The 24,017-nt window shown below is 59.3% G+C and carries 32 protein-coding genes; 26 read left to right on the forward strand and 6 right to left on the reverse strand.

All coding sequences use genetic code 11. The features are described 5' to 3' along the window. Positions 1–136 precede the first annotated feature (136 nt). Positions 137–466: a hypothetical protein gene (locus LQ232_RS22715; RefSeq protein ID WP_230182681.1), complete on the reverse strand. Its 330-nt coding sequence runs from the start codon at positions 464–466 to the stop codon at positions 137–139. Between the two features lie 856 nt (positions 467–1,322). On the opposite strand from LQ232_RS22715, the gene LQ232_RS22720 reads away from it, so the two are divergent. The 12 genes from LQ232_RS22720 to LQ232_RS22775 all read left to right on the forward strand — a co-directional run bounded on the left by LQ232_RS22720 (position 1,323) and on the right by LQ232_RS22775 (position 9,956). Beyond that, on the forward strand, positions 1,323–1,937 hold the full coding sequence (locus LQ232_RS22720; protein WP_230182682.1) for an LPD29 domain-containing protein: 615 nt from the start codon (positions 1,323–1,325) through the stop codon (positions 1,935–1,937). Between the two features lie 11 nt (positions 1,938–1,948). Further along, positions 1,949–2,167 (forward strand): hypothetical protein, encoded by a 219-nt coding sequence (locus LQ232_RS22725; protein ID WP_230182683.1) that lies wholly within the window; start codon positions 1,949–1,951, stop codon positions 2,165–2,167. A 23-nt stretch (positions 2,168–2,190) separates the two neighbouring features. Then, positions 2,191–2,478, forward strand: a complete 288-nt coding sequence (locus tag LQ232_RS22730) for a hypothetical protein (protein WP_230182684.1) — start codon at positions 2,191–2,193, stop codon at positions 2,476–2,478. Between the two features lie 15 nt (positions 2,479–2,493). Further along, positions 2,494–3,435 (forward strand): hypothetical protein, encoded by a 942-nt coding sequence (locus LQ232_RS22735; RefSeq protein WP_230182685.1) that lies wholly within the window; start codon positions 2,494–2,496, stop codon positions 3,433–3,435. Continuing rightward, positions 3,429–4,532: a hypothetical protein gene (locus tag LQ232_RS22740; RefSeq protein ID WP_230182686.1), complete on the forward strand. Its 1,104-nt coding sequence runs from the start codon at positions 3,429–3,431 to the stop codon at positions 4,530–4,532. Before LQ232_RS22735 ends, LQ232_RS22740 begins: the two co-directional genes overlap by 7 nt. A gap of 50 nt (positions 4,533–4,582) precedes the next feature. Continuing rightward, positions 4,583–5,431: a DUF5131 family protein gene (locus tag LQ232_RS22745; RefSeq protein ID WP_230182687.1), complete on the forward strand. Its 849-nt coding sequence runs from the start codon at positions 4,583–4,585 to the stop codon at positions 5,429–5,431. Between the two features lie 692 nt (positions 5,432–6,123). Beyond that, a complete protein-coding gene (locus LQ232_RS22750; RefSeq protein WP_230182688.1) occupies positions 6,124–7,605 on the forward strand; it encodes a DUF3560 domain-containing protein in 1,482 nt (493 codons plus the stop codon). Positions 7,606–7,780: 175 nt separating this feature from the next. Continuing rightward, on the forward strand, positions 7,781–8,113 hold the full coding sequence (locus LQ232_RS22755) for a hypothetical protein (protein ID WP_230182689.1): 333 nt from the start codon (positions 7,781–7,783) through the stop codon (positions 8,111–8,113). Positions 8,114–8,127: 14 nt separating this feature from the next. Then, positions 8,128–8,634, forward strand: coding sequence for a hypothetical protein (locus LQ232_RS22760; RefSeq protein ID WP_230182690.1), 507 nt, complete (start codon positions 8,128–8,130; stop codon positions 8,632–8,634). A gap of 27 nt (positions 8,635–8,661) precedes the next feature. Beyond that, positions 8,662–9,129 carry a hypothetical protein gene (locus LQ232_RS22765; RefSeq protein ID WP_230182691.1) on the forward strand — a complete coding sequence of 156 codons (468 nt, stop codon included), beginning with the start codon at positions 8,662–8,664 and terminating at the stop codon, positions 9,127–9,129. Between the two features lie 23 nt (positions 9,130–9,152). Further along, positions 9,153–9,431 carry a hypothetical protein gene (locus tag LQ232_RS22770; protein WP_230182692.1) on the forward strand — a complete coding sequence of 93 codons (279 nt, stop codon included), beginning with the start codon at positions 9,153–9,155 and terminating at the stop codon, positions 9,429–9,431. 36 nt (positions 9,432–9,467) lie between these two features. Then, positions 9,468–9,956: a hypothetical protein gene (locus LQ232_RS22775; protein WP_230182693.1), complete on the forward strand. Its 489-nt coding sequence runs from the start codon at positions 9,468–9,470 to the stop codon at positions 9,954–9,956. A 58-nt stretch (positions 9,957–10,014) separates the two neighbouring features. On the opposite strand, the gene LQ232_RS22780 is transcribed toward LQ232_RS22775, so the two are convergent. The 4 genes from LQ232_RS22780 to LQ232_RS22795 are packed head-to-tail and all read right to left on the reverse strand — an operon-like array spanning position 10,015 to position 11,721. Then, positions 10,015–10,686: a hypothetical protein gene (locus LQ232_RS22780; protein WP_230182694.1), complete on the reverse strand. Its 672-nt coding sequence runs from the start codon at positions 10,684–10,686 to the stop codon at positions 10,015–10,017. Beyond that, the gene (locus LQ232_RS22785) at positions 10,683–10,940 is read right to left on the reverse strand and encodes a hypothetical protein (protein WP_230182695.1); all 258 of its coding nucleotides are present in this window, start codon (positions 10,938–10,940) and stop codon (positions 10,683–10,685) included. Before LQ232_RS22785 ends, LQ232_RS22780 begins: the two co-directional genes overlap by 4 nt. 6 nt (positions 10,941–10,946) lie before the next feature. Then, positions 10,947–11,348 carry a hypothetical protein gene (locus tag LQ232_RS22790; protein WP_230182696.1) on the reverse strand — a complete coding sequence of 134 codons (402 nt, stop codon included), beginning with the start codon at positions 11,346–11,348 and terminating at the stop codon, positions 10,947–10,949. A 10-nt stretch (positions 11,349–11,358) separates the two neighbouring features. Further along, a complete protein-coding gene (locus tag LQ232_RS22795; RefSeq protein ID WP_230182697.1) occupies positions 11,359–11,721 on the reverse strand; it encodes a hypothetical protein in 363 nt (120 codons plus the stop codon). A 211-nt stretch (positions 11,722–11,932) separates the two neighbouring features. On the opposite strand from LQ232_RS22795, the gene LQ232_RS22800 reads away from it, so the two are divergent. The 12 genes from LQ232_RS22800 to LQ232_RS22855 all read left to right on the forward strand — a co-directional run bounded on the left by LQ232_RS22800 (position 11,933) and on the right by LQ232_RS22855 (position 20,642). Beyond that, positions 11,933–12,247, forward strand: a complete 315-nt coding sequence (locus LQ232_RS22800; RefSeq protein WP_230182698.1) for a hypothetical protein — start codon at positions 11,933–11,935, stop codon at positions 12,245–12,247. A 681-nt stretch (positions 12,248–12,928) separates the two neighbouring features. Further along, entirely contained in the window at positions 12,929–13,762 is an 834-nt protein-coding gene (locus tag LQ232_RS22805; protein ID WP_230182699.1) for a DUF932 domain-containing protein, read from the forward strand. A gap of 47 nt (positions 13,763–13,809) precedes the next feature. Then, on the forward strand, positions 13,810–14,250 hold the full coding sequence (locus tag LQ232_RS22810; protein ID WP_230182700.1) for a hypothetical protein: 441 nt from the start codon (positions 13,810–13,812) through the stop codon (positions 14,248–14,250). 635 nt (positions 14,251–14,885) lie between these two features. Continuing rightward, positions 14,886–15,155 (forward strand): hypothetical protein, encoded by a 270-nt coding sequence (locus LQ232_RS22815; RefSeq protein ID WP_230182701.1) that lies wholly within the window; start codon positions 14,886–14,888, stop codon positions 15,153–15,155. An 8-nt stretch (positions 15,156–15,163) separates the two neighbouring features. After that, the gene (locus tag LQ232_RS22820; protein WP_230182702.1) at positions 15,164–16,087 is read left to right on the forward strand and encodes a DNA cytosine methyltransferase; all 924 of its coding nucleotides are present in this window, start codon (positions 15,164–15,166) and stop codon (positions 16,085–16,087) included. Positions 16,088–16,144: 57 nt separating this feature from the next. After that, positions 16,145–17,200 carry a hypothetical protein gene (locus LQ232_RS22825; protein ID WP_230182703.1) on the forward strand — a complete coding sequence of 352 codons (1,056 nt, stop codon included), beginning with the start codon at positions 16,145–16,147 and terminating at the stop codon, positions 17,198–17,200. 47 nt (positions 17,201–17,247) lie between these two features. Further along, positions 17,248–17,673: a hypothetical protein gene (locus LQ232_RS22830; RefSeq protein ID WP_230182704.1), complete on the forward strand. Its 426-nt coding sequence runs from the start codon at positions 17,248–17,250 to the stop codon at positions 17,671–17,673. 105 nt (positions 17,674–17,778) lie between these two features. After that, positions 17,779–18,498, forward strand: coding sequence for a PspA/IM30 family protein (locus LQ232_RS22835; RefSeq protein ID WP_230182705.1), 720 nt, complete (start codon positions 17,779–17,781; stop codon positions 18,496–18,498). Continuing rightward, positions 18,488–19,717: a hypothetical protein gene (locus LQ232_RS22840; protein ID WP_230182706.1), complete on the forward strand. Its 1,230-nt coding sequence runs from the start codon at positions 18,488–18,490 to the stop codon at positions 19,715–19,717. The genes LQ232_RS22835 and LQ232_RS22840 overlap by 11 nt, the downstream gene beginning before the upstream one ends. 7 nt (positions 19,718–19,724) lie before the next feature. Beyond that, a complete protein-coding gene (locus tag LQ232_RS22845) occupies positions 19,725–19,985 on the forward strand; it encodes a hypothetical protein (RefSeq protein ID WP_230182707.1) in 261 nt (86 codons plus the stop codon). A gap of 84 nt (positions 19,986–20,069) precedes the next feature. Then, on the forward strand, positions 20,070–20,372 hold the full coding sequence (locus LQ232_RS22850) for a hypothetical protein (protein ID WP_230182708.1): 303 nt from the start codon (positions 20,070–20,072) through the stop codon (positions 20,370–20,372). Between the two features lie 27 nt (positions 20,373–20,399). Further along, positions 20,400–20,642, forward strand: a complete 243-nt coding sequence (locus LQ232_RS22855) for a hypothetical protein (RefSeq protein ID WP_230182709.1) — start codon at positions 20,400–20,402, stop codon at positions 20,640–20,642. Between the two features lie 320 nt (positions 20,643–20,962). On the opposite strand, the gene LQ232_RS22860 is transcribed toward LQ232_RS22855, so the two are convergent. Further along, complete coding sequence (locus tag LQ232_RS22860; protein ID WP_230182710.1) at positions 20,963–21,205, reverse strand: cold-shock protein; 243 nt, start codon at positions 21,203–21,205, stop codon at positions 20,963–20,965. A gap of 425 nt (positions 21,206–21,630) precedes the next feature. On the opposite strand from LQ232_RS22860, the gene LQ232_RS22865 reads away from it, so the two are divergent. Next, positions 21,631–22,383 (forward strand): DUF6573 family protein, encoded by a 753-nt coding sequence (locus tag LQ232_RS22865; protein WP_230182711.1) that lies wholly within the window; start codon positions 21,631–21,633, stop codon positions 22,381–22,383. A 78-nt stretch (positions 22,384–22,461) separates the two neighbouring features. Beyond that, on the forward strand, positions 22,462–23,295 hold the full coding sequence (locus tag LQ232_RS22870; protein WP_230182712.1) for an N-6 DNA methylase: 834 nt from the start codon (positions 22,462–22,464) through the stop codon (positions 23,293–23,295). Positions 23,296–24,017 lie beyond the last annotated feature (722 nt).

Genomic DNA, 24,017 nt, shown 5'->3' on the forward strand with positions numbered 1-24,017 from the left:
CTTGTCAACCAAAGTCCCGTGTTTGGCATGCCAAACTGTCTAGTTTGGTATCGCCTTTAAGGGGGGGTTTTGCGCCCAATGAAATTCGTTAAGAGGTTTTACCCCGAGACACCTTTGACGCGTTTTGTAACGACTGTTAATGCGTCAGGACTGTGAATTTGGTAACACCGAGCAATTTCGTCGCCGTGTTGATCGCCACGTCTACGCTCTTGAACTTACGTGGTGAATCGGGGATGCGCCTAGTCGCCAGGAAGAAAACTTCTCCTGTGCTACGCACTTCGACGCTGATGTTGAAGGTTTTGTCCTGCGGGTCGAAAGAAATGCGGCAATCCTTGATTCCTCCGACCCGAACTGCTGGCAAAAACTCTTCTTCGCGCAGGCATTTTTTCGGGGTAAGCATCGGCGAAAAAGCGATTTTTTTCAAATGGCTGAAAAGGTTGGATTTGGATAATCCAAACTTCCGCATTCTCTCACCCTTGTCCCCTCGGAGACAAGGGCCGCTATGTCGTGCTGCGCCCCTGTAGGGGCTTGCATCGAGCCGTTGTCGGCAATGCCTCCTAGTCTCTCCCCTGCCCCGCTGATCGCGTGGCGGCGGGCTTCCAGCGCTTTCGGACGGGCTGACGCCCTTCATGCGCAGGGCGCATCACCTTGCGGCTACTCGCACAGCGATAGCCGAACCCTTCCAAGCAGCTCGGCGAACGCTGTTCGCCTCCCTGCCGGTGTTGTCGCATCGACAACACAACCCCCGAAGTTAGAAGTGCCGCAGGGCGGCACTTGGAAGGCGCTGGCCCTGGCGGTCCCGCGCCGTGGTCATGGTGCCGGTGGAAACACTGTTTGTGCGCTCCATCCAGGCCTTTCGTCCTAAGCGCGTCGCCACTGCCCTTTGGCCCGCCTCTCTTCGACGCATAGCTCACTCCGGTCAGGGGGCAAGGGTTCGCTTCGCCAGGTTCTCGCCCGGTCCCTGCGCTTCGCTCCGGGCTGCGGCCTCCGAGCCTGCCCTTGCCCCCTGCCCTCCGCTCGCTCTTTATGCGTCGAGGCGGCTCCAAAGAGCAGAGATCAACAGGACGAAAGGCAAAGGCCAACCATGAGCGCAAAAACGACCACCGGCACCAAGACCACACACAACGCGGGTTTTCCCCCCCGCACCCTCCGAGGCTCACCAAAGAGCAAAGGGTTATGCAAGCCACCGCCCCGGGGTCAAGGGTGACACCCATTCGATCGTGCTGGACGGCTCCCGCCTGCACTTGAAACACAACGGCCAGCAATGGCTTGTTGAGCACACGACCAACGCCTAAAGCCAGCAACACGAAGGAGCCACGACCATGAGCACCCAACGCTTCACATGCACCGAAACCGCCAAGCTGATCCGCTCCGCCCTCAAGGAAGCCTTTGCCGGTGTGAAGTTCTCTGTGCGTGGCCGCGAATACAGCGGCGGCGCCTCAATCCGAATCGAGTGGATCGACGGGCCGACTACCGCCCAGGTCGAGAAGATCACCAACCGTTTCAAGGCTTCTTACTTCGATGGTTCCATCGACTACCAAGGCTCCATCAGTCAAATGATGGATGGCAAGCCCGTGAGCTTTGGTGCCGACCACATCTTCACCGAACGTCAAAACTCTGATGAGGCCGTGGCCCTGGCCATCGACGCTGTTTACAGCGGCTTTGCCCACAACTTCAAGGCCGAGGGCTTTGATAAGCCCACGGTCGAGCAGTACCGCAAGGGGGCTTTGATGGACTGGCGTCTTGCCGGTGTTCATGCAGACGGCAACGCCAGTGTGCAAGCGGACATCCGCAACGCCATGGCTCAGCGCAGCGCCCACACCGCCGAGGTCAAGCACAGCAAGACCGCAGGCCGCGTTTTTGTGACCCACGACGACGGCTACAGCCGCCAGCACGGCTGCGGCATGTCTGCTGTTCCCTGCACCGTACTTTTCTGAGAGGTAATGCTATGGCCTTCCGCATCAACGTCAGCACCGCAGACCCATCCACGGACGCACGCAACGCCCTGGCCGAAACCGCCGAGGCCTCCGACCGTCCAACGGTCAACAAAGTGACCCGCAACTTCCTGGCGCGTGGCTATTGGGTCGAGGTCTTCGACAACGACAGCGGCGAACTGTTGGCGGGGCCGTTCGACCCCGACCAGCCCGCCCCCTCCTACATCGTCTGAGCGAGTGCGCCATGCAAGACGGCTTGTTTGAATTCCAAGACCAAACCACCACCGACCACCTCACGCACGGCGCCGTGGCCGTGGTGGGCGCGTATCAGGTCCGCAGCTTCCACGGCTACTACCAGTCACGTCACGGCGCCAGCGGCAATTGGCTTTTTTATGTCAGCGGCTTCGGTCGAATCGTTGACGGTGAGCACGTCGAATGCAGCTTGTTGCTTGTGAATGGTGCTTATGAGACGGTGCCCATCGACCAACAAGACCGCATCACAGTCCGTGGCCGCAAGTATGGCCGCGCGCATTGGCAGCACTGAAAGGGAGCACACAACATGAGCGATCAATTCGGCTTCGACTTCGGCGGCGATCACGTCCCCGCCTACGCAGAGCAACCCGAGGGCACATGGCTGACACCCAGCCACACCGCCCCCGAACTGGTGGCCGTCTTCGCCAAGGTCGATGAGGTCTTGGCGAGATTGCCGGAGGCCGCACGCCCTCTGTTCCTGGCAGGTGTTCAGAGCGCGCGTGAGCAACACGCGCTCATGATCGAGCGCGAATGTCCGCAGCTTGCCGGGGCCTTCCAACTCTGGCGCTCGAACTTCGACGTTGCAGATGACGAGCTTCGCGCCTTCCTGGCTCTGTGCGAGAGCCGCAAGGGCACCAAGGCAGCAGGCATCGAATACAAGGTGCGTGAATTCGACGGTATCTCTGGTGGCATCTACGTGGCTGGCATGTGCGTTGAGGGCGCTGGCAGCGTTGTCGTTCACAAGTGGAGTGACGACAACATCGGGATCGACTACAAGCCGCACCGCGATAGCCTGTTTCTGACCAGCTACCGCGACAACCTGCGCCGCATTTTTGAGCCCTGCACAACGTGGGCCAAGGCCCATAGCGCATCGAAGTTTGCCGAATCGGGGGACGGTGTGGCCAGTGTGCCCACCTTTGCCATCAATGGCCGGGAGTACGTCAACACCGGAGGCATGAGCCACGGTTCCTATCGGTGCTGCAATGCTTGGACCTTTGTCGCCGCCTCAGAGTGGACCGGGCCGACTTTCACTTACCGCACGCTCATTCAAGCCTTCGACAAGGGCACCGTCGAGCGTGGTGACAAGCGCGGCACCTTGGTCCGTGTCCGTGGGCAACTATGTGTGATCGACGGCGCCGCCTTGATCTATGACGACAAGGCAACTGATCGCGTCATGCCGGTGGACGAGGACGAGGACCACGCCGACCACGCCATCGAGTTCGACGAAGAAGAGGAAGCGCAATGCTGATGCTCGCGCAAGGCCTCGCCGATCAGCGGCCTATGGCCGATGTCTTGACCGAAGCACAACGACAAGTGCTTCGGCGGACCTTGCAAGGGCGATTGATCGCCCTTTGCTTCGGCTCAGGTGTGGACTCAACGGCAATGATCGTGGCGCTTCGCGCCGCCGACATCCGCCCGGACGTTTGTACCTTCGCAGACACGGGTGGTGAAAAACCTCCCACCCTTGGGCACATCGACAAGATGAACGAGGTGCTTCGCTCATGGGGATGGCCGCTAATCGACGTGTGTCGCAAAGTGCCGAAGGCTTCCACCGGCTACGCCGACCTATATGGCAACTGCTTGGCCAATGAAACATTGCCCTCGCTCGCCTTCGGAATGAAAAGTTGCTCGATCAAGTGGAAGGCGGTCCCACAGGACCAGTTCTTGAAGGGCGCGAAATCGGGACCGAATGCCAAGCCGCCGCATCCGCTTTGGCTTGAGTCACTGGCCAGTGGCCAACGCATCGTCAAGTTGATCGGCTACGACTCGGGCAAAGCCGACCTTCGCCGATCAAAAAACCTCAAGCCAGCCGACGCCGACTTCGACTACTGCTACCCCTTGCAGCTCGTTCGCTGGACGCGCCGAGACTGTGTGCGGGCTATCGCGCTTGGCCTGGGCGCCCATCTGGTGCCGATCAAGTCGGCATGCTTTTTCTGTCCAGCTTCCAAGCATTGGGAGCTGTATTGGCTGGCCGCGCACTACCCGGAATTGCTTGAGCAGGCATTGCACATGGAGCGCAACGCACTCACCGGGCGGCATAGCCGGTTCGATGCCGTGGAGTTTGGCGCGAGCTGGGAAGAGCTTGTCCGCAACGCGGACAGCTTTCCCAGCAGCAACACCACGGTCGGACTTGGCCGCAGCTTCGCATGGAACCAGTGGGCGCGGGTCAATGGAATCGTCGATGGCGACTTCAAGGTGATCCGGTCCGAGCGCTCGCGCTTCATCGCCATGTCGGACGCGCTGCGCGGCGCCGACAACGCCTTCGATTCGCGCGGCGCCGATGGTTGCGAGGTCTTTGACCTCGATGACCTGGCCGGTGAACAGATCGAGCTTGCGCTCGATTGAATGGCCAGCGCAAAAGCGCTGGCATCAACGGTGGCCACAGGCTTTGCCTGATGGCCAATATCAACCCGCAGCCGACGCGCTGCAAAGGAGAGGATATGGCTGAAACAACTGGTATTAGCTGGTGCGATAGTACGTGGAACCCGTGGATTGGCTGCACGAAGGTTTCGCCTGGTTGTGACCACTGCTATGCAGCGGTCAGCACCCCGGCTCGCACCATGAACATCGTGTGGGGGCCGAACCAGCCACGCAAGCGAACCGGCGCCGACAACTGGCAGTTTCCCCATCGCTGGAACGCTCAGCATGACGAATTCTTCGCCGAGCACGGTCGTCGGCGCCGGGTCTTTTGCGCATCATTGGGTGACGTGTTTGACAATGAAGTTGATCCGGCTTGGCGCAAGGCTTTGTGGACGGTGGTCAAGAACACGCCCAATCTCGATTGGCTGATCCTGACCAAGCGCATCGGCAACGTCGCGGCGATGCTGCCTGATGATTGGGGCGACTATGCCAACGGCTACCCTAACGTGTGGCTTGGCATCAGCGTCGTCAACCAGACCGAGGCCGACCGCGGCATCCAAAAGTTGCTGCGCGTGCCCGCCGCTGTTCGCTGGTTGAGCATGGAGCCGTTGCTTGAAGAGGTTTCCTTTGAAGGACTCTTTGCCGAACATCCTGACCCGCGCGTTCATTTGAACGTGCTTGAACTGTTGGATTGGGTCGTTGTGGGTGGGGAAAGTGGCCATCATGCACGTCCAATGCAAGCCTCTTGGGTCGAGTCTTTGCGCGCTCAGTGTGAGGTCTGTGAAACACCATTTTTCTTCAAACAATGGGGTGGTAGCAGCAAGGACAAGGGCGGGTGTTTGCTGAACGACATCGAGGTCAAGGCCTGGCCTGTTGCTGCCTGAATGCAGGGGCTTTTCGCTTGCGCGAAAGCGGGATGCCCTTACAGGCCCGCGCCTTCGCGCTTGGTCCCTTCGGGACTGGTGGCAAGCCCCCACCTTCCAGGCCACCACTAGCCGTTGCGCCCATCCGGTCGCTGTCCCGGCGTGCAGGGCACGCAAAAAGGCGAAGCCGTCCTTTCAAGACGGCCATGGGGTCCAGGCCCGCAGGGCGGGCCGTCCCCTGATGCGGATGCGCCCGCTTCGCCCCACTCCCCCGCTGACCTCGGATCGGCCTGCCTGATGCCTGGCTAACGCCACGCGCAGGCCTCGCCGAACTGTCTTCGACAGATCGGCGCCGTGCCCAGCTCCCCCGCATCCACATCCAGTCAGCGCCGCTGCGCGGCGATAGCGCGCACCCCTTGACGGGCTGCGCCGTGGTGCTGGTGTTGTGGAAAACACTTCCGTCGCGGCCTTCCGGTTGCCTTGTGGTCACACCGCGTTGACTGCCCTTTGGACCGCCTCTTTTCCGACGCATAGCTCACTCCGGTCAGGCGTCAAGGGTTCGCTTCGCCGTGGCTTCACCCGGTCCCTGCGCTTCGCTCCGGGCTGCGGCTTCCAGGCACGCCCTTGCCCCCTGCCCTCCGCTCACTCTTTATGCGTCGAGGCGGCTCCAAAGAGCAGAGATTTTCAACAGACCACAAGGCAAAGGAAGAGCTATGACCGCGACTGCAATCCACAACACCAACACCACTGCCGATTCGGGCGTTCCTCCCGAACCCTCCGAGGCTCACCAAAGAGCAAATGGTTTTTATGAGATCACCGAGGGGGTGGCCAATGAAGGCCTTTACGGCTTGTCGGCGACGTATTCGCCAGAAGACAACAAGCTGCGCTTGTACTACACGAGCCGCCTTGATGATGCGACTTATGAGCGTGTCAAAGATGCCGGGTTCAAGTGGGCGCCTTCACAAGAACTGTTTGTTGCTCCCATGTGGACGCCTGCCCGCGCCGATCTGTTGATCGAGTTGTGCGGCGAGATTGGCGACGAAGATAAGAGCTTGGTCGAGCGCGCAGAGGAACGAGCCGAGCGCTTCGGGGAGTATCGCGACAACCGGATGCAGGACGCGAACAACGCGCGCGCATCGGTGGAGGCCATCACCGAGCATATCCCCTTCGGACAGCCCATCCTTGTCGGCCACCACAGCGAACGCCGTGCCCGCAAGCATGCCGAGAAGATCGAACAGGGCATGCGCAAGTCCGTGCAGATGTGGGACACGGCCCAATACTGGAAGCAGCGCGCAGCCGGTGCCCTGCGCCATGCCAAGTACAAGGCCGATGCAGGGGTGCGCCATCGCCGCATCAAAGGCTTGCAAGCTGATTTGCGCAAGGCTCAGAAGACCATCAAAGAGTCTGAAACCCTTGTGAAGCTGTGGAGCTTGGACGGCTTGACGCTGGATCACGCTAAAGGCATTGCGGGGCGTGATCGCTTGTCGGCTTGCTTTCCGTTGGACAAGTACCCTCGCGAAGCTCCGGCTTCGCAGTACGAAGGGATGATGTCGCTCTATTCGGCTTTGGCTGGTGGTGTCATCGACGCAGCACAGGCCCGTGACCTGGCATTGCGCGCTCATGGTCGCACCATCGCATGGCACACCCGCTGGGCTGACCACTACACCAATCGCATCGCGTATGAGCAAGCCATGCTTGAAGAAGGGGGCGGCCTGGTCATCAATTCCGAGGCTTACGCTTTGGGCGGTCGTGTGCTGGTTGGTGGCGAATGGTTGGTGATCCTGCGAATCAACAAGGCGCGCGGATCGGATGCGGTCAACAGCTTCACAACCACTGCGCCCGCTCATGTCCACTGGTGCAAGGAATGGAAATACGGCCCGGAGGAAATCAAGGGCTACAAGGCACCAGAGCCGGAGGAAGCCGCCAAAGCCAAAAAGGCTTCTACCCTCTTGAAAATGTGCAACTACCCGGGCGAAGACTTCCAGCACATGACCAAGGCGGAATGGGACGCCATCGGCGCCGATTACAAGGGCTCGCGCGATGTTGGGGCTAACGTGTCCCCCAAGGGTGGCCACGGTCGCCGGCCCCGCACCGTGGGCGCTCAGGTGTTGGAACACCTGTGCTTGCGTTCCACCGTGGCCACTGTCTCAACCGTGTCGCCACTGCCCTTTGGCCCGCCTCTCTTCGACGCATAGCTCACTCCGGTCAGGGGGCAAGGGTTCGCTTCGCCAGGTTCTCGCCCGGTCCCTGCGCTTCGCTCCGGGCTGCGGCCTCCGAGCCTGCCCTTGCCCCCTGCCCTCCGCTCGCTCTTTATGCGTCGAGGCGGCTCCAAAGAGCAGAGATCAACGAGACGAAGGACGAAGGCAAACCATGAACGCAAGCACAACCAACACCGTCGCGCCCACCACCGATTCGGGCTTTCCTCCCGAACCCTCCGAGGCTCACCAAAGAGCACAGGTGAATTTTCCGGCCCTGGGTGGTGACTGGATGGATGAGCTTGACGAAGAGGTCATCGACCTGCTGGCCAGCATGCCCGAAAGCCCTGTTGCATTGGACTGCTTGAAGGTGATTTGGCAAGCGGATGTCCTGCTTGGCTTGATGCCCGATGCCCGCGATCTCTGCGGCCTTGAACTGCCCATTGGGGCAGCTACCTCTATCCGCCGCGCCGTTGCTCACCAGTGCGCCGTTTTCTATTTCGGTTGATCGGAGTTCTCGCCATGTCCATTACCAAGCCAATGCCCGAAGTCTTGCGCACCAGCTATGACGTTGATGGCGTGAAGGTCGAGTTTTTGCACGATGAAGCACGCCAGCGCTATACCGTGGCCACGCGCTGGGTGAACCTGGCTCACTTCGTGATCCTCTTCCCCACTGAGCGAAGCAAGCGCCTTGCTCATGAGCGGGCATCCGCAGTGTTCGAGGCTGTCTGCATGGACGGTGCAACCAAGGAAGTCGCCATGCGCGCGAAGCGCATCGCCAAGGCCTTGTACCCCTCCCACTGCATCAATCTCGCTGGCTTCGAGCGCGAAGTCTTGCGCCGTGCAGGCAAGGCGCAACGGCTTGCAGCAGGCTATGTGACGTACACAGGGCGCGTTTTCACGCAGGCAAATGCCGATGCCTACAACCGCCTGACTGATGAGATCGAGCGCGAGCGCTACGCGCCAACCAAGGCCGCGCTGATGGATCAACGGCATCAACTCTTCGTTGCCATCGCCACCCAGGCGTAAGCAGCCCCATCACCACAGGAGACATTCATGCAAGCCACCGCCACCCGTACTGAGATCGCTTCGCTGGCCGAAGCTCGCGCACAACTCGACTTGGCCAACAACGGCTACACCTTTGCCTCATCTTTGACGCCCGCCATGCGGGGCGCGGCCGATGTCCTGGCCAGCCTAGGTGAGATCGAGGTGGGAGAGATAGCCAATTGCACAGGACGGCCCGAGAAGGCCTATTTCACGCCCCTGGCAGCTTCGATCTACCTGCGCGGTATCGCGCGCCATCCGGCGCCGATTGAACGCGCTGTGCCGCCTTTGGCGCACATGCCGCTTTACGTCCGTGTGGCCATCGAGCGCCTTGACTGCAACAGCCAGTTGCGCACGGCCCTGATGCTCGATGAGCTTCTGACGGCCTATGCCGCTTCCTATGGCGTTGCCGAGCTGGACGCCGGCACGCGCGCCACGGCGCATGCCATTTGCGCCAGCCGCTTCGAGTTCGCAGTGTGATTCAACCACCTAGAAAGCCCATCATGTCGTTACCCAATCGCTTCGCTCCTGTGCAAATCACTATCGCGGATGACTTGCCGCCCTGCCTGGTGGCCCTTGGCCCACAGCAACGCGCCTGGCTCAATGCCTCCATTGGCAACGATGAGGTGTCTTCCGATGAGGAAATTCAGGCCCATTGGGTGGGCGAGTTGGGCTTGACTCAGGAGCAAGCCAACGCGGCCATTTCCTACCGTGACCGTTGCCTGATGCCGTTTTTTCAACTCTTCCCTGAGGTCATGACCGACCTGTACGACCACGCTTGAGGCGGTTCACCTAAGATTACGGCAGGAAGGTTTGCAATGAAAACAAGCGTTGAACTGGTTGAATCCATGACCGAAGCGGAGGTCGAGAATTTGATGAGTCGCCTCAAACTCGTCCAGTCCTGGGTTGACGAATTTGGCCGAGCCGTGGGCGTTCACAAGACACCAAGGGTGCGGATCGCGCACAGTTGCGTCCATTACGGTCCGATTAGCCACACCGTGGGCGTTCCAGCTCTTCACCTGGTTACCTTGGACTTGGCGAATCTACGCCTGGTTGTCGCGCACGAGTTTGGCCACTCCCTTCGCCGCTGGCCCTCGCTCTTCTCTTGGACGACGTTCGCCAGGATGAAAGAAGAAGTGAGGGCGGATCGCGCTGCAATCCGCCTCACCGGGGCATCCATTGATGCCTGGGAAACTGCTGTCAGGGCGGTTATGCAAATTGAGCACACCGATGAAATTGGTTCGCCGGATGACGCATTGAACGAATTGACTCTTCGCCGAAAATGCTTGGAGGTTTCACGACTTTGATTTGCAGGCTTGCAAAAAATAAGGGCGCCAAAGGCGCCCTTATTTTTGTGGTGAATGGTCAAAACATCTTGCCGATGATGATCCCGAGCACAAGCGGCAACGCAATCGAGGACTTCGCCTTACGCTCGCCCTCTCGGCGTGCGCTCAAGCGCTCCCTGCGGCGCTCTCTTCGCGTCTCGATCTTGTCAAGCCGAGCTTCTTCTTCTGCCGCTTGTTTGCACTCAAGGCGATATTGAACAAAGCCCACCTCTACGATTCTGGCAACCGTAGAACCAACAGCAGAAATCAAGGTTGCCCAAATAATCCACGTCATGACGCCAAAGAGATAGTGGATTCCACGATTAACCAAAGCAAATACCGAATCCGTTTTGTCTACATCGACCTGGCCCAACACACTTTGCATGGCCGCATTAATCTGATCGAAGCCTGGTGCTCCGATTTGACCCTGACAAAACCGCACCGTCTGATAAAGCGCCAAAAGTGATAACGCGGTAGTCACCATGCCCAGCATCCTTGCCAACCAAAGGCGCCAAGCCGGGACGCCAGCGCTGCCCTGCGCCGCCTCGGGCGTAGGTTCGGGCGCCTGTGATGTCAAACCCCCTGGCCCGCCTTGGTCCCATTTCTTGAGGTCTTTCATGATGAATGGAATGCTCACCAGGCCGCCGACAACAAGCGCACCCGAGAGAAGCGCGAACTCTTGATTATTTTCAACCCACATCATGAACGTCATGATTCCTCCTTGTTGGTGACTCTGAATTTGAGTCGATCGTGTTGAAGTATTTCCCGAACATGGTTCCACATGGTCGAAGGCATTTCTCTTCCGTTGCTGGACGCAAGCATCCATTTATCGAACGTCTTGACAGGGCAACCGAGTCGTTCGCACATTTCTTCCCGTGTGATGGCTCGTGCAAAGCCATGCAATTCGCCCAGCTCTTGCATGGCCTGTCTGAGAAAGTCCTGTTGATTGATCGTATTGCCGCTCATGTCTTCTTATTTTGTGTCGTACTCGTGGGTCCACTCATATTGAGCTTTCTCGGCCTGCTTGACGAACTTGGCCCAAAGGGAACCATCATCATCCTTGATATGTTCACCTTTGATGCTAAGTACATCGGCTTCAATAATCTCCCATTGGCGGCGGCTGGGTTGTGGATTGGCGACAAGGTGTTGCATCAAACGCTTCGCGGCCTGGTTCGATTCAATAACCCTGTCGCCAAATTTCCGTACTTCATCAGCAGGCGCGGGTTGCTCCAAATATGTGTTGAGGTAGTAGCCGTGCGCGGCAAGAACGACGGCACAAATGAAGCACACGATGAAACTCATTCCGAACCGATGGCGAAAAGCGAAATCGAGCAGTGATTCTTTGGGCTGCTGTTCAGCATTCAATGTTTCCATGTTTCCCCCTTCAATCGCTTTTCGTGGTTTTAACAACTTGCCGAGCTGGGCCGAAATGAGGGAACGCTGTTCTAACGATTTCCCAGGAAATTGCGGTGTTGCAAGAACCATCCGGCAAGACCTTTTCTGGCCGACAACCCTTCGTGACAACAAATTGTCCCGTCTTCGGGTCTGTGCCTGAATAATAGGTGTCCGGGCTGTTGAAGACCGTCGTTTCACCAAGGATGTTGATTACCCATGTTGCGCCTGTGACCATGAGTAATATGGAAATCCAAAAACGAGACCCTTTGAAGAGGATGCCAACAATGGCAATGGCATCCCAGGTTCGTGAATCACGCTCCCTGTGTTCGCGTTCTGTTTCGTCGCGGTACATGCTCATTAGCTGATCCTGATAGTTTTCAATTAATGATTAATTGTATGTCCCCAATGGGGATATGTCAATGTTAGGGAGCCACTTTTCACCCATCGCGGTAGACGGGTTGTATCTAGACGTTAGCGCTTCTTTTCGGCAAATTGCCTCTTGGTGCCCTTGGCACGATCTTGGCCACGAAACGGGTCTGTCAACTTCGAGTGAAGGAACGGCAATGAGCAAGCGGCAAGAGCATGAGGTGATCGTGGTGCCCTTCACCTGGCCCCTGTCGCATTTCCTGGCCGGTGCCTTGGTCACTCTGTTTGTCGCGACGTGGCTAGACTTGCCAGCCTTTGGCGCAAGTCCGCTGGGCTTCATGGCTGGCGCCGTTGTCGGCGGTGCCGCCCTATTGCTGGACTTCGCTGTCAGCCGCCCCATCGTGACGAGGCTTTATCGTCAAGCCACGGCACTTCAACAAGATGCGATTCTGTTCATTGGCATTGCATCTCTCATCGCTGGCCAAGTCGTCAGCAGCGCGGCCTACTGGTGAAACCTGACCTGGCGTGCAGGGCACGCAAAAAGGCGAAGCCGTCCTTTCAAGACGGCCATGGGGTCCAGGCCCGCAGGGCGGGCCGTCCCCTGATGCGGATGCGCCCGCTTCGCCCCACTCCCCCGCTGACCTCGGATCGGCCTGCCTGATGCCTGGCTAACGCCACGCGCAGGCCTCGCCGAACTGTCTTCGACAGATCGGCGCCGTGCCCAGCTCCCCCGCATCCACATCCAGTCAGCGCCGCTGCGCGGCGATAGCGCGCACCCCTTGACGGGTTGCGCCGTGGTGCTGGTGGTGTGGGAAACACCGCCGCTGTGCTCCATCCAGGCCTTTCGTCCTAAGCGCGTCGCCACTGCCCTTTGGCCCGCCTCTTTTCGACGCATAGCTCACTCCGGTCAGGGGGCAAGGGTTCGCTTCGCCAGGTTCTCGCCCGGTCCCTGCGCTTCGCTCCGGGCTGCGGCCTCCGAGCCTGCCCTTGCCCCCTGCCCTCCGCTCGCTCTTTATGCGTCGAGGCGGCTCCAAAGAGCAGAGATCAACAGGACGAAAGGCAAAGGCCAACCATGAGCACAGCAACGACCCACACCACCAACACCACTACCCAAGCGGGTTTTCCCCCCGCACCCTCCGAGGCTCACCAAAGAGCAGGCGTTTGAACCAATCCCACCACGAAGGAGAACAACCATGGCAAAGCTCATCACACGTTTTCGCAACCCTCAGGTGCTTCGCGCTGACGAACCCTTGAGCGACGATCAAATCCGCCGCGTGGCGCCGTCCATCTTCGCGGAGGCAAAGCACGAAAGCCGCTCTGATCGGTACGCCTATATCCCGACAAGCACTGTCCTGGCCAAGCTGCGCACCGAGGGCTTCCAGCCCTTCATGGTTTGCCAAACCCGTGTGCGTGACGACGCCAAGCGCGAGCACACCCGCCACATGATGCGCTTGCGTCATGCCAGCCAGATCACGGGCACTGAGGCCAATGAAATCCTCTTGCTCAACTCGCACGACGGCACATCGTCTTATCAAATGATCGCCGGTCAATTCCGCTTTGTTTGCTGCAATGGCCTGGTGTGCGGTGATGCCATGAGCGACATCCGTATCCCGCACAAGGGTGATGTCGTTGATCGCGTGATCTCAGGTGCTTTTGAGGTGCTGGACGGGTTCACCCGCGTGGTGGATGAGCGTGACCAGATGAAGGCTTTGACATTGAGCGAGGACGAGCAGGCAGCTTTCGCACGCGCTGCATTGGTCCTGCGTTATGACGCCCAGGACGGCAAGCCCGCACCGATCACGGAAACCGATCTGCTGTTGACACGACGCAATGAAGACCGTGCATCTGACCTGTGGACGACGTTCAACAGGGTGCAAGAGAACGTCATTGCTGGCGGCCTGAGTGGGCGGAATGCAACCGGCAAACGCACCACTACCCGCCCAGTTACGGGCATTGACCAGAGCGTGAAGCTCAATCGTGCGTTGTGGGTGCTGGCCAATGAAATGGCCAAGCTGCGTAAGGCCTAAATCTGGATGGCACCGGCCATTGGCCGGTGCCTGATGACTCACCAAGGATGACCACCATGAACGACTCACAGGAATGCCAGGCGCCCCGCGTGTTTGAGTTTGGTTGCGCGCCTGATGCCGCGCGTCTCGGCTACAGCCGAATCTTCGAGCTGATCCATGAAACCGAGGCGAAGGCCGTGGCTGATTGGAGTGGCCAGGATGTGATTTTGGTCAAAGGGGCGGCAATGGGTTACGACCCGCGCGTGATGGAATTTGCCGTGCTGAAAAAGGAGCCCCCTGCCGTGTTCCAGATCGGCGACGTGGTGACATACACGAACGACTATGGTGTGCAATGGCCTGGCTTGACTGTTGTGGGCAATGAGTTTTGGCAGCGCTTCGAGGAACGCCGCTACTTTTATGCCCCCTCTGATGCGCCGTGGTACAGCGTGCCAGAAAGCAGCCTCAAGCTGGAATGCCGAGCACCTGAGCCCAGCCCGTGCCAGGCTTGAGGATATGGGGGCAAGGCCCCCATCTGCCCGAGCTGGCCAGCAGTGGCCACACGGGCAGGACCGCCGATCGTCTTGGTGCCGATCGGCGGGTGACGCTGCGCTGACAGGTGCGCGCTCCGCGCGCTTTCGCTCGAAGCCTGCAAGTGATCCCGGCTTCGGTTGTCCCAGGCCCTCGCTGGGGCCTGGTCCTCGATGCGGAAGTGCCCGCTTCGCCCCCGCACCCCCGTTGTCCGGGTCGGCCTCGCAGGCCTCGCCAATCTGCCCCCGGCAGATCGGCGCCCCTTCCAACTCCCCCACTTCCGCATCCTGGCCAGCGCCGCTGTGCGGCGTGAATGTGCGTGGCCACCGGCCCCGCACCGTGGGCGCTCAGGTGTTGGAACACCTGTGCTTGCGTTCCACCGTGGCCACCGTCTCAACCGTGTCGCCACTGCCCTTTGGCCCGCCTCTCTTCGACGCATAGCTCACTCCGGTCAGGGGGCAAGGGTTCGCTTCGCCAGGTTCTCGCCCGGTCCCTGCGCTTCGCTCCGGGCTGCGGCCTCCGAGCCTGCCCTTGCCCCCTGCCCTCCGCTCGCTCTTTATGCGTCGAGGCGGCTCCAAAGAGCAGAGATCAACGAGACGAAGGACGAAGGCAAACCATGAACGCAAGCACAACCAACACCGTCGCGCCCACCACCGATTCGGGCTTTCCTCCCGAACCCTCCGAGGCTCACCAAAGAGCAGATGGTTTTGAAAGGCGTTACCGGGATGCCGCAATTGCAGGGCTGCGCCTTCTGCAACAGGTCTTGAGTCAAGGGGCTATTCAAGCCGCGACAGCCGACGTGCTCGATGTCATGACCGATGGCGGGGCACACGAAGGCGTGACGGTCGAAGAGATCGACGCCATTTGCGAATCGTTGAACAAGTGAGGGGCGCTATGTCTGCGACTGCAATTGATCTGTTTGCTGGTGCTGGTGGGTTCTCACAAGGCGCTATGGCCGCTGGCGTCAACGTGCTCTATGCAGCAAACCACTGGCCTTTGGCCGTGTCCTACCACAGCGTGAATCATCCCCATGCGCGCCATGACTGCCAGGACGTACAGCAGGCCGACTGGCGCGACGTTCCCGCACATGACATCCAGCTTGCATCCCCAGCATGCCAAGGCCATTCCAAGGCGCGAGGCAAAGAGCGGCCACATCACGACGCTTTGCGCAGCACTGCATGGGCCGTCGTGGCGTGTGCTGAGTACCACCGCAGTGAGGCTGTCATTGTTGAAAACGTGGTGGACTTTCAAACCAAGTGGGCTTTGTATCCGGCTTGGGAAGATGCCATGCATCGCCTTGGCTATTCCATCGCGCCGCATGTCGTTGATGCCGCCGATCATGGCGTTCCACAAAACCGTGAGCGCCTGTTTTTGGTATGCACGCGCTCGCGCAAGCCGTTGCACCTCACTCTTCCGACTCGCCCGCACCGTGCGGTTCGGGACGTGATTGAATGGGATGCCCACAAGTGGAATCCCATTGAGCGCCCTGGTCGCAGTTCTGCCACCCTTGCGCGCATTGCTGCGGGCCGCCGCCAGTTCGGTGATCGCTTTGTGGCGCCCTTCTACGGCAGTGGTTCCGGCGAAACAGGGCGCAGCTTGGACAGGCCTCTTGGCACGCTGACAACCCGTGATCGATGGGCCGTAATCCGTGGCGATGAAATGCGGATGCTTCAAATTTCCGAAGCCAAGGCCGTGATGGGATTCCCTTCGAGCTATGTCTTGCCCGCCTCGAAGAAGCAGGCTATGCACATGCTTGGCAATGCCGTGTGCCCCCAGGTGGCCACCGACATCATTGGCGCTTTGCTGCGCGCTGCGTGAGGCCCTATGACACCGAGCACACAAGTTCGCGTCGGTGTCCCCCTCACAGGGGGACGCTTGGTTGCCGCAGCGCGCGAGCGCCGCTACCCTGTTCTGTTCTCAGCGAATGCGTTCGCCAGAACATACCCAAAAGGGCATGAGCGCGAAGGGTTCTTCAAGGGCTTTAGCAAGCCTGACCTCACCCAGTTCGACGGCCTTGATGCTGCATTGGATTCCGCAGGCTTCGTCGCTGCTGTGAAGTATGGCGATTACAGGTGGACGGTTGAGGATTACCTTGACCTGGTTGCCTCATTCTCATGGTCTTGGTGGGCAGCAATGGACTACTGTTGTGAGCCTGCTGTAGCCGCTGATCGGCCATTGCGCTTGCTGCGCCTTGCTGGCACAGCTCGCATGCTTGGACAATGCCGCGCCGAGGCCTCGCGCCGAGGCCTGCCACCACCGATGCCGGTGCTTCAAGGGTGGACCCCCGCTGAATACGTTGCATGCGCGGAGTGGCTTCCTTTGATCGAGTGGCCAACCTTGGTCGGCATTGGTTCGGTGTGTCGCCGGCAAGTCAACGGCCCGGATGGCATCTTGGCCATCCTTGAGGCCGTCGATGCCGTCTTGCCTTCCCATTGCAAGGTCCACCTCTTCGGCGTCAAGAGTACGGTTCTCGACCTTATCGCCCATCACCCCCGTGTTGCGTCTGTTGACTCGATGGCGTGGGATGTTGCGGCCCGTGCCGAGCGGCGGACGGGGCGGGACATGGATTTCCGCATCGGACACATGGAGGCATGGACCAACAAGCAGTTGGCCATTGCCTCGTCACCTCGTGTTGGCGCGGGCGTCCAAACCATGCTGTTCGATCCGATCGCCTTTGGTGGCATCAACACATCCGAAGGCTTGGTGCTAGAAGCCGTAGCTTTGCAGTTCGCCGATCTGGTGATGGGGGGCGATCTTGAATACCTTGATGCCGTCTATCACGCCCAGCGTGACGGTGTGGTCGCCGTTGCCCTGGTCCGCCGCCATGGTTGCGGTGAACAGGTGCTTGATGCGCTCGATGACGTGATCGCGGGCCTCGGTGATCGCGTCCAAGAGGTCTTCGACGCCGCAGCCATGAAATTAGCCGCTTGACATCGGATGCACTACGGATGCATAATGGATGCACACAAGGGGGGGCGATGAGCAATCTTGATCTGTTTCCTGAGACGGGCCTTAAAGCAGATGCTTGCGTCACTGAGTGGCGCAGCACGTTACTCGACAAGTGGGGCCACTCTCGCATCGAGTTCCGGTTGATTAGCAAATGGGATGAGGTTCAGGGGTGGGTGTGCGGGTGGCTTGTGCGATTGGATGGCGCTCTTGACGAGTGGCACCCATCGGCGCCGCTTGAATACAAGCGGCATTCAAGCTACCCGTGGTACAGGCTTGATGAGATGCCGCAGTCTGATCACTTCAACATCGCTGCGGCGTCAGCAGCTCGCGCAGGCAAGATTGTTCTTGAACAGATGCTTGTGTACGCCATTGACGACGCTTGTGTCGAAGAGGCCAGGTCCATTTCAAGCCAGGTTGAAAAACAAGCCATGACTTGGCTTACCGATACGCCTTAGCCGTCCGCGTGGCGTCACCTCAAGTGATTGGGGTGGATGCAGTACGGATGCACAATGTGTTTACTTATGCGCCTTAGCGGGTGCTTTATTCAGAAGGGGATTTCAATGTTCAGTTTCTTGCAAAAGGTGTGGGTTCAGCTCTTTGGCTTCCTGCACGACACAGTGGACAATCTCAGTGATGCTGGCCGCACCGCTCGACAGGCGATTCGCGAACTGGATGGTCAGATTCGACAGGCCGAAGAAAGTGTCACCGATGTCTCTGCCGAGCTGCGTCTGATGCAGCACGAGCAGGAGAAGGCCTCCAAGGCTGCGGACAAGTGGGGGCGAGTTGCCGCAAAGGCGGCTGAATCAAACGATCGGACTGCGGCCGTCGAAGCCGTTCAACAGCAGGTCCAGGCCGAAGAACTTGAAGCCTCATACAGCTCGAACGTCAAGCGGTTGTCACCGATGTTGGATCAGTTGAAGGCTCGATTGTCTGACCTTCGCCAGAAGAAAACTGAAATGCAACACAAGACCACCGTGCTTGATGCACGAAGCAAGGTGGCCAAGGCGGAATCTCGCGCAGCGCGCTACCTTGGGAATGTTGGTGAACGCCCTGGCGTTGATTTCGATGAACTGGAACGTAAGGTTGACCGCCAGGAGGCCAAGGCCGCAGCGCTTGCTGATATGGCGCATGACAAGGCTGCACTCAATGTCGATGCGCGCTTGCAAGACTACTCCCGCAAGGACGTGATCGCTGACAAGCTGATGGCTCTTGGCCTCATGCCCGTGGGTGAAGCTGTACCAGCAGCCGTCAAGAAGATCGGGGGCAACAATGCTGATTAAGCGCCTTCTCGTGGGCGCGTTGCTCGCCCCTTCCGTGGTCTTCGCCCAGGGCGTGGGCAATGCTACTGCGGCCTTTGAGTCCGTTGCTGACAACCTCTTCAGTGTGTTCCCTTTCATGATCGGGGTCGCCGTGGTTCTGGCAATTGTTGGGCTCGGCCTCAAGTTGCTTAATGAAGGCAGTGCCGATCCCGTAGACGTCATGCTGAAATTCGGCGTTCCTCTCGGCTTGGTCAGTGTCGCCGTCCCTCTCGTTCGTTGGGTCAATGGGGGCACGGGGAGCAGTGAGCAGGCCTTGCCTGAAAAGGACACGGGGCCTAGCGGCTTTGCTGTCGCTTGGTCGTGGTTTATCGATCACCTGGTTGTAATTGGCTTGTTTGGTGCGCTGGTCATTGCTGGTTCTTGGCTTGTCTCACGAGCATTGACGAAGCGAGGCATGGCCAAACAGGTCAAATTTGACGTGAAGGATTTGCTCGAAACGATTGAACGTGCCGATGCCTTGGTCATGTACTGGGAACACGTCGTGTTGCCTCAATCGCTGGGTGATGGTGCCGCGTTCAAAGAGGACAAAACTCGCGACACAGTAGCGCAGCTCAAGCGCATACAAGATCAGTTGTTGGGCTTTCTTGAGATTGCTCATGCAGGCGCACCACTGAACGCCAGCAATCGTGCGCGCCTCACGGCCATTCGCGAAGAATTGAACGGCTTCATGAAGAGCCCTGCGGGGAAGGCTTTCGATATCGCGGGTGGACTCGCCCAGCTCGCCAACTCCCCTGTTGCTGCGCCTGCGGCGCAGCCTGAAAAGGCTTCGCTTGTCGAAAGGGGCCTCGTTGCTTCGCCGAGGTTCGCTACAACCCATCAGGTTGTCGCCGTCGCGGGAGGTTATGCCGCTTGTGCTCATTCGAGTGTGCTTGATCCACTCAACCCGCTGAGTCCGTTGAGCCCCATCAGCCCGTGGTCGATTTGGTCGCGTGAAGAGGTCCATCACCATGCAGTGGACAATGCTACGCCTCGTGATGAGATTCGACCCAGCGAGGACGTTGCTGCGCTTCGTGAATACTCGCCGTCAGCTTCTGCCGGCGACAGTGTTGACTCCGATTCGCTCCGCTCGTCGTCGGCGACGGAGTGCGTCCGGTCGGAATATGAGGATCGACCTAAAACCGATCCAGACCCGGTGAGCTATGGCGTCGAGGATGTTTCACCGAGTCCATCGAATGATTGAGCGGGAAATGGCTAAGACTTCAACTTCTGGCGCAAGCCTGGCTAGCGCCCTCCGGGCGTTGGCCGAGGATTCCGGTGCGCGGTCCGAAACGGCCCGTTTGCGGGATGTCTTTGCTGACATCGAGGCTGCACTGAGCGCTGGCGTTCGCCGTGAAGCTGTGCTGGCCACGCTTCATGAGAACGGCTTCACGATGACCTTCACTGGCTTCAAATCGGCCTTGCAACGCATCCGCAAGGAGCGCACGGAGGCTTCTTCTAAGGCGGGTTAGCGCGCTGGCCAGCCTGGCAACAACCACGCGGGATCGGACCCCCCACGGGAGATCCTTCCCGTCTTCAAACACCAAGGGAGTGCAATGTTCAAAACACCAACACGGCTGTCCGAGTGGATTTTCCTTACATTCTTTGTTTTGGCTTCGCTAATGCTGGCTGATCGACTGGTAATCACCAATGCGCCTGAACACTATCCCAATTTCCTTCTCAAACAATTGAATGTCGAAAAGGTGGACATGATTGCCACGAGAGAATTGTGCGGGGAGCCTTTGGAAATCATTGTTCGTCGCGATGATTTTTTAATCAGATGTGGTTTTGCACTGCCTCGACACACATGGGTTGTCAATAAGAAGTATCTGAATAAATTTACAGGTTTGGAAAACTAAGGAAATTTGCCTTTAAGGAGCATAACCATGCATGATTCACGCAAACAAGAAAAGCTGATCGATTTTGAAGGTTCACTGCTGATTCTTGCCGTGATGATGGGACTTTATCTGTGCGTCTCAGCCTTATCGCTTGAGTATGGGTGGACGTTCATTCCGACCATGCAATTGCAGAAGAATGTTCAAGGTGGTGTTGGCTCATTGCTCATCGGGGGTGCGTATTTCTTCCACGTTGCAATCCGCAATGGCAAAGCACACCCGTTTCAGAAATAGACCTACTGATCGTTATCGGAAACCAAAGGCTGAGATTCGGGGCTTTTCGCTTACGCGAAACCGGGATGCCCTTACAGGCGCGCGCCTTCGCGCTTGGTCCCTTCGGGACTGGCGGCAAGCCGCCACCTTTCAGGCCACCACTAGCCGTTGCGTCCTGTGGACGCTGCCTTGACCGCAAGCGGTGATGGGCTAATATTGGCTGGCCGTGGCTTCCGCCTCGGCCCTGCTTTTCCTCCCTGAGCAGGTGGCACGCCGTGATGACAGCGCCGTGTCTTCCGCCCGCTGGACCAACCTGGCCAGCGGGCTTTCTTTTGGGCGTCTCAGCTCAATATGTGCCCTTCGGCTTGCGCCTGGTCACATAGCTGAACCGCCGTGGCCATGAAGCCCCGGTCTGTCGGCTGCAACTCAAACTGCACTAGGCAGTTCTCGCGCAGCGTCTTGAACCCTTCCATCGTGATTGCCGTGAAGTGCACGAACACGTCGCCCTCGATCCCGGGCGCCGTGATGAAACCATAGCCCTTCAAATCGTTGAACCACTTGACTTTCCCAATGGTGCTTGCCATCGCATGTCCTCCTGTTTTGCCTGCGCGAGTTTGCCAGCGTTTGTGCCTGGTGCCTCGCTGGCAATCCGCCAGCTCGTAAGCCTGTGGACAGGCTTTTAGTCGGCGCCGCTACGCGGCGATAGCGCGCACCCCTTGACGGGCTGCGCCGTGGTGCTGGTGGTGTGGGAAACACCGCCGCTGTGCTCCATCCAGGCCTTTCGTCCTAAGCGCGTCGCCACTGCCCTTTGGCCCGCCTCTTTTCGACGCATAGCTCACTCCGGTCAGGGGGCAAGGGTTCGCTTCGCCAGGTTCTCGCCCGGTCCCTGCGCTTCGCTCCGGGCTGCGGCCTCCGAGCCTGCCCTTGCCCCCTGCCCTCCGCTCGCTCTTTATGCGTCGAGGCGGCTCCAAAGAGCAGAGATCAACAGGACGAAAGGCAAAGGCCAACCATGAGCACAGCAACGACCCACACCACCAACACCACTACCCAAGCGGGTTTTCCCCCCGCACCCTCCGAGGCTCACCAAAGAGCAGGCGTTGAATGGGTGCAAATTCCTGAAAAGGAGTTGGACAACCACTGCTTGAGTGGTGAGTTCTTCATCAGCCGTGAAGCGCTGGCCAGCATCGAGGCCAAGGGTTTGACTGTTGGCGCTTTGCTGCCCTGGTTCAACCAGTCACGCGGTCCCGTGCGCGTGGGCGACCGTGTGGCCATGTCTGACGGCCTGCAAGCCAATTTTGGCTTTGATGAGGACAAGCCGAACCGTCTGTGCTTCTTCGTGCAGATCACTTTGGCTTCACCTGTCGCCCAGGCCACCGAGCCGGTTTATGTCGCCGCCTACACGCGCGCTCAAGCGATCGAGGACGGCACGTTGATCGACGTGGCCAGCCACCTCAAAAACCCAGGTTTCACCGCCCCTGTGGCCATGACTCACGCGGCATGGTGTGAGTTCGTCGAATGGACCCCGGAGGACTCGGCGCGTCAGGTTCATCAAGACGAGATCGGGCGCTTGACTGATGTGCTCATGCTGGCCAGTGCCGCCACCCGCAGAGCTGGTGCAGGTCCGGTTTCCTTCTTTGAGGTGGCGCGCGTGCCGCGTGATGGCCGCTCGAAGACCGCAAGCGCTGCGCCTCTCAAACTGGTCATGCACGACGGTGATAACGGCGAACCCGTCATGACGATCATGGAGCCCGATGAATCCTGATCCGCAGTAATAGCGAAGCCCCCAGGTGCGTCAACACCCAGGGGCTTCTAACCACCCCTCACGATTGGAGCGTGAATCATGGCTAAGACCAATGTTAACGGTTTGGACCCTCACCAACAGGAGTTCGTGAAGCTCATTCGCGAAAATGCAGACCGCCACCCGGTGCATGAAGTGTTCCGCGACTTCTGCGAAATGGGCGCCATCGCCTTGAGTAACAAGGTGGACATGCTCAACCGTGGAAAGCGCGAGGACCGCTACCTTGAGATCATCAAGCGCTATCGACCTGGTGAGGTTCACCGCTTCCCCGAAATGTTCGGCGCGATGGTCGCATCGCTTGAGCTGGGCTTTCATGATTGCTTGGGTGAACTGTTCATGGCCCTTGAGCTGGGCGACCACTGGAAGGGGCAGTACTTCACGCCATTCAGCATTGCCTCACTGATGGCCCGCATGACCATGGGTGATGTTCGAGACCTGATCGCACGCAAAGGCTTTTTCACGATCAATGAACCTTGCGCCGGCGCCGGCGCCATGTTCATTGCAGCAGCCCAGGCCGTGCATGAACAAGGCATCAACTATCAGCAGCACATGCACGCCACGGCTCAGGACATCGACTTGACCGCGGTGCATATGAGCTATGTGCAATTAGCCCTCTACCACATCCCCGCCATCGTCATTCATGGCAATTCGCTGGCCGTGACCGAGTGGGACCATTGGGTGACGCCTGCCCATGTTCTTGGTCGGTGGGACCGTCGCTTTCAACTTGATGCGGCCGTCAATGGATTTCTCGCGCTGGACGGCCAGGCCGAGCAGGAGCAGGAATCCGCAGAGCCAGCCGCCGAGCTTTTCCCCATCGAGCACATGCGCGCCGAGGTGGTTGGCCAACGCATCGAGCAATTGGGCTTGTTCGCTTAACCCGAGGCAGGCCGGTTGCCCCGGCCTGGTCAGCATGACTCAACACCGCGCGAATTTGCAGGACCGCCAATTGCCGATGCCGACAATTGGCGCGGACGCTGCGCTGATGCCAGCGTGCAGGGCACGCAATGAGGCGAAGCCGTCCTTTCAAGACGGCCATGGGGTCCAGGCCCGCAGGGCGGGCCGTCCCTTGATGCGGAAGTGCCCGCTTCGCCCCCCGCACCCCCGTTGTCCGGGTCGGCCTCTCAGGCCTCGCCAATCTGCCACTGGCAGATCGGCGCCCCTTCCAACTCCCCCACTTCCGCATCCTGGCCAGCGCCGCTATGCGGCGTGAATGTGCGTGGCCACCGGCCCCGCACCGTGGGCGCTCAGGTGTTGGAACACCTGTGCTTGCGTTCCACCGTGGCCACTGTCTCAACCGTGTCGCCACTGCCCTTTGGCCCGCCTCTCTTCGACGCATAGCTCACTCCGGTCAGGGGGCAAGGGTTCGCTTCGCCAGGTTCTCGCCCGGTCCCTGCGCTTCGCTCCGGGCTGCGGCCTCCGAGCCTGCCCTTGCCCCCTGCCCTCCGCTCGCTCTTTATGCGTCGAGGCGGCTCCAAAGAGCAGAGATCAACGAGACGAAGGACGAAGGCAAACCATGAACGCAAGCACAACCAACACCGTCGCGCCCACCACCGATTCGGGCTTTCCTCCCGAACCCTCCGAGGCTCACCAAAGAGCAG

This window comes from Aquabacterium sp. CECT 9606 (genome assembly GCF_918741295.1).
Lineage (GTDB): Bacteria > Pseudomonadota > Gammaproteobacteria > Burkholderiales > Burkholderiaceae_C > Aquabacterium.

What these genes read in the sequence shown, in the direction of transcription:
- LQ232_RS22715 (WP_230182681.1), bottom strand. Translation starts at nt 466, where the DNA reads ATGCGGAAGTTTGGATTATCCAAATCCAACCTTTTCAGCCATTTGAAA.
- LQ232_RS22720 (WP_230182682.1), top strand. Translation starts at nt 1,323, where the DNA reads ATGAGCACCCAACGCTTCACATGCACCGAAACCGCCAAGCTGATCCGC.
- LQ232_RS22725 (WP_230182683.1), top strand. Translation starts at nt 1,949, where the DNA reads ATGGCCTTCCGCATCAACGTCAGCACCGCAGACCCATCCACGGACGCA.
- LQ232_RS22735 (WP_230182685.1), top strand. Translation starts at nt 2,494, where the DNA reads ATGAGCGATCAATTCGGCTTCGACTTCGGCGGCGATCACGTCCCCGCC.
- LQ232_RS22740 (WP_230182686.1), top strand. Translation starts at nt 3,429, where the DNA reads ATGCTGATGCTCGCGCAAGGCCTCGCCGATCAGCGGCCTATGGCCGAT.
- LQ232_RS22745 (WP_230182687.1), top strand. Translation starts at nt 4,583, where the DNA reads ATGGCCAATATCAACCCGCAGCCGACGCGCTGCAAAGGAGAGGATATG.
- LQ232_RS22750 (WP_230182688.1), top strand. Translation starts at nt 6,124, where the DNA reads ATGACCGCGACTGCAATCCACAACACCAACACCACTGCCGATTCGGGC.
- LQ232_RS22755 (WP_230182689.1), top strand. Translation starts at nt 7,781, where the DNA reads ATGAACGCAAGCACAACCAACACCGTCGCGCCCACCACCGATTCGGGC.
- LQ232_RS22760 (WP_230182690.1), top strand. Translation starts at nt 8,128, where the DNA reads ATGTCCATTACCAAGCCAATGCCCGAAGTCTTGCGCACCAGCTATGAC.
- LQ232_RS22765 (WP_230182691.1), top strand. Translation starts at nt 8,662, where the DNA reads ATGCAAGCCACCGCCACCCGTACTGAGATCGCTTCGCTGGCCGAAGCT.
- LQ232_RS22770 (WP_230182692.1), top strand. Translation starts at nt 9,153, where the DNA reads ATGTCGTTACCCAATCGCTTCGCTCCTGTGCAAATCACTATCGCGGAT.
- LQ232_RS22775 (WP_230182693.1), top strand. Translation starts at nt 9,468, where the DNA reads ATGAAAACAAGCGTTGAACTGGTTGAATCCATGACCGAAGCGGAGGTC.
- LQ232_RS22780 (WP_230182694.1), bottom strand. Translation starts at nt 10,686, where the DNA reads ATGACGTTCATGATGTGGGTTGAAAATAATCAAGAGTTCGCGCTTCTC.
- LQ232_RS22785 (WP_230182695.1), bottom strand. Translation starts at nt 10,940, where the DNA reads ATGAGCGGCAATACGATCAATCAACAGGACTTTCTCAGACAGGCCATG.
- LQ232_RS22790 (WP_230182696.1), bottom strand. Translation starts at nt 11,348, where the DNA reads ATGGAAACATTGAATGCTGAACAGCAGCCCAAAGAATCACTGCTCGAT.
- LQ232_RS22795 (WP_230182697.1), bottom strand. Translation starts at nt 11,721, where the DNA reads ATGTACCGCGACGAAACAGAACGCGAACACAGGGAGCGTGATTCACGA.
- LQ232_RS22800 (WP_230182698.1), top strand. Translation starts at nt 11,933, where the DNA reads ATGAGCAAGCGGCAAGAGCATGAGGTGATCGTGGTGCCCTTCACCTGG.
- LQ232_RS22805 (WP_230182699.1), top strand. Translation starts at nt 12,929, where the DNA reads ATGGCAAAGCTCATCACACGTTTTCGCAACCCTCAGGTGCTTCGCGCT.
- LQ232_RS22810 (WP_230182700.1), top strand. Translation starts at nt 13,810, where the DNA reads ATGACCACCATGAACGACTCACAGGAATGCCAGGCGCCCCGCGTGTTT.
- LQ232_RS22815 (WP_230182701.1), top strand. Translation starts at nt 14,886, where the DNA reads ATGAACGCAAGCACAACCAACACCGTCGCGCCCACCACCGATTCGGGC.
- LQ232_RS22820 (WP_230182702.1), top strand. Translation starts at nt 15,164, where the DNA reads ATGTCTGCGACTGCAATTGATCTGTTTGCTGGTGCTGGTGGGTTCTCA.
- LQ232_RS22830 (WP_230182704.1), top strand. Translation starts at nt 17,248, where the DNA reads ATGAGCAATCTTGATCTGTTTCCTGAGACGGGCCTTAAAGCAGATGCT.
- LQ232_RS22835 (WP_230182705.1), top strand. Translation starts at nt 17,779, where the DNA reads ATGTTCAGTTTCTTGCAAAAGGTGTGGGTTCAGCTCTTTGGCTTCCTG.
- LQ232_RS22840 (WP_230182706.1), top strand. Translation starts at nt 18,488, where the DNA reads ATGCTGATTAAGCGCCTTCTCGTGGGCGCGTTGCTCGCCCCTTCCGTG.
- LQ232_RS22845 (WP_230182707.1), top strand. Translation starts at nt 19,725, where the DNA reads ATGGCTAAGACTTCAACTTCTGGCGCAAGCCTGGCTAGCGCCCTCCGG.
- LQ232_RS22850 (WP_230182708.1), top strand. Translation starts at nt 20,070, where the DNA reads ATGTTCAAAACACCAACACGGCTGTCCGAGTGGATTTTCCTTACATTC.
- LQ232_RS22855 (WP_230182709.1), top strand. Translation starts at nt 20,400, where the DNA reads ATGCATGATTCACGCAAACAAGAAAAGCTGATCGATTTTGAAGGTTCA.
- LQ232_RS22860 (WP_230182710.1), bottom strand. Translation starts at nt 21,205, where the DNA reads ATGGCAAGCACCATTGGGAAAGTCAAGTGGTTCAACGATTTGAAGGGC.
- LQ232_RS22865 (WP_230182711.1), top strand. Translation starts at nt 21,631, where the DNA reads ATGAGCACAGCAACGACCCACACCACCAACACCACTACCCAAGCGGGT.
- LQ232_RS22870 (WP_230182712.1), top strand. Translation starts at nt 22,462, where the DNA reads ATGGCTAAGACCAATGTTAACGGTTTGGACCCTCACCAACAGGAGTTC.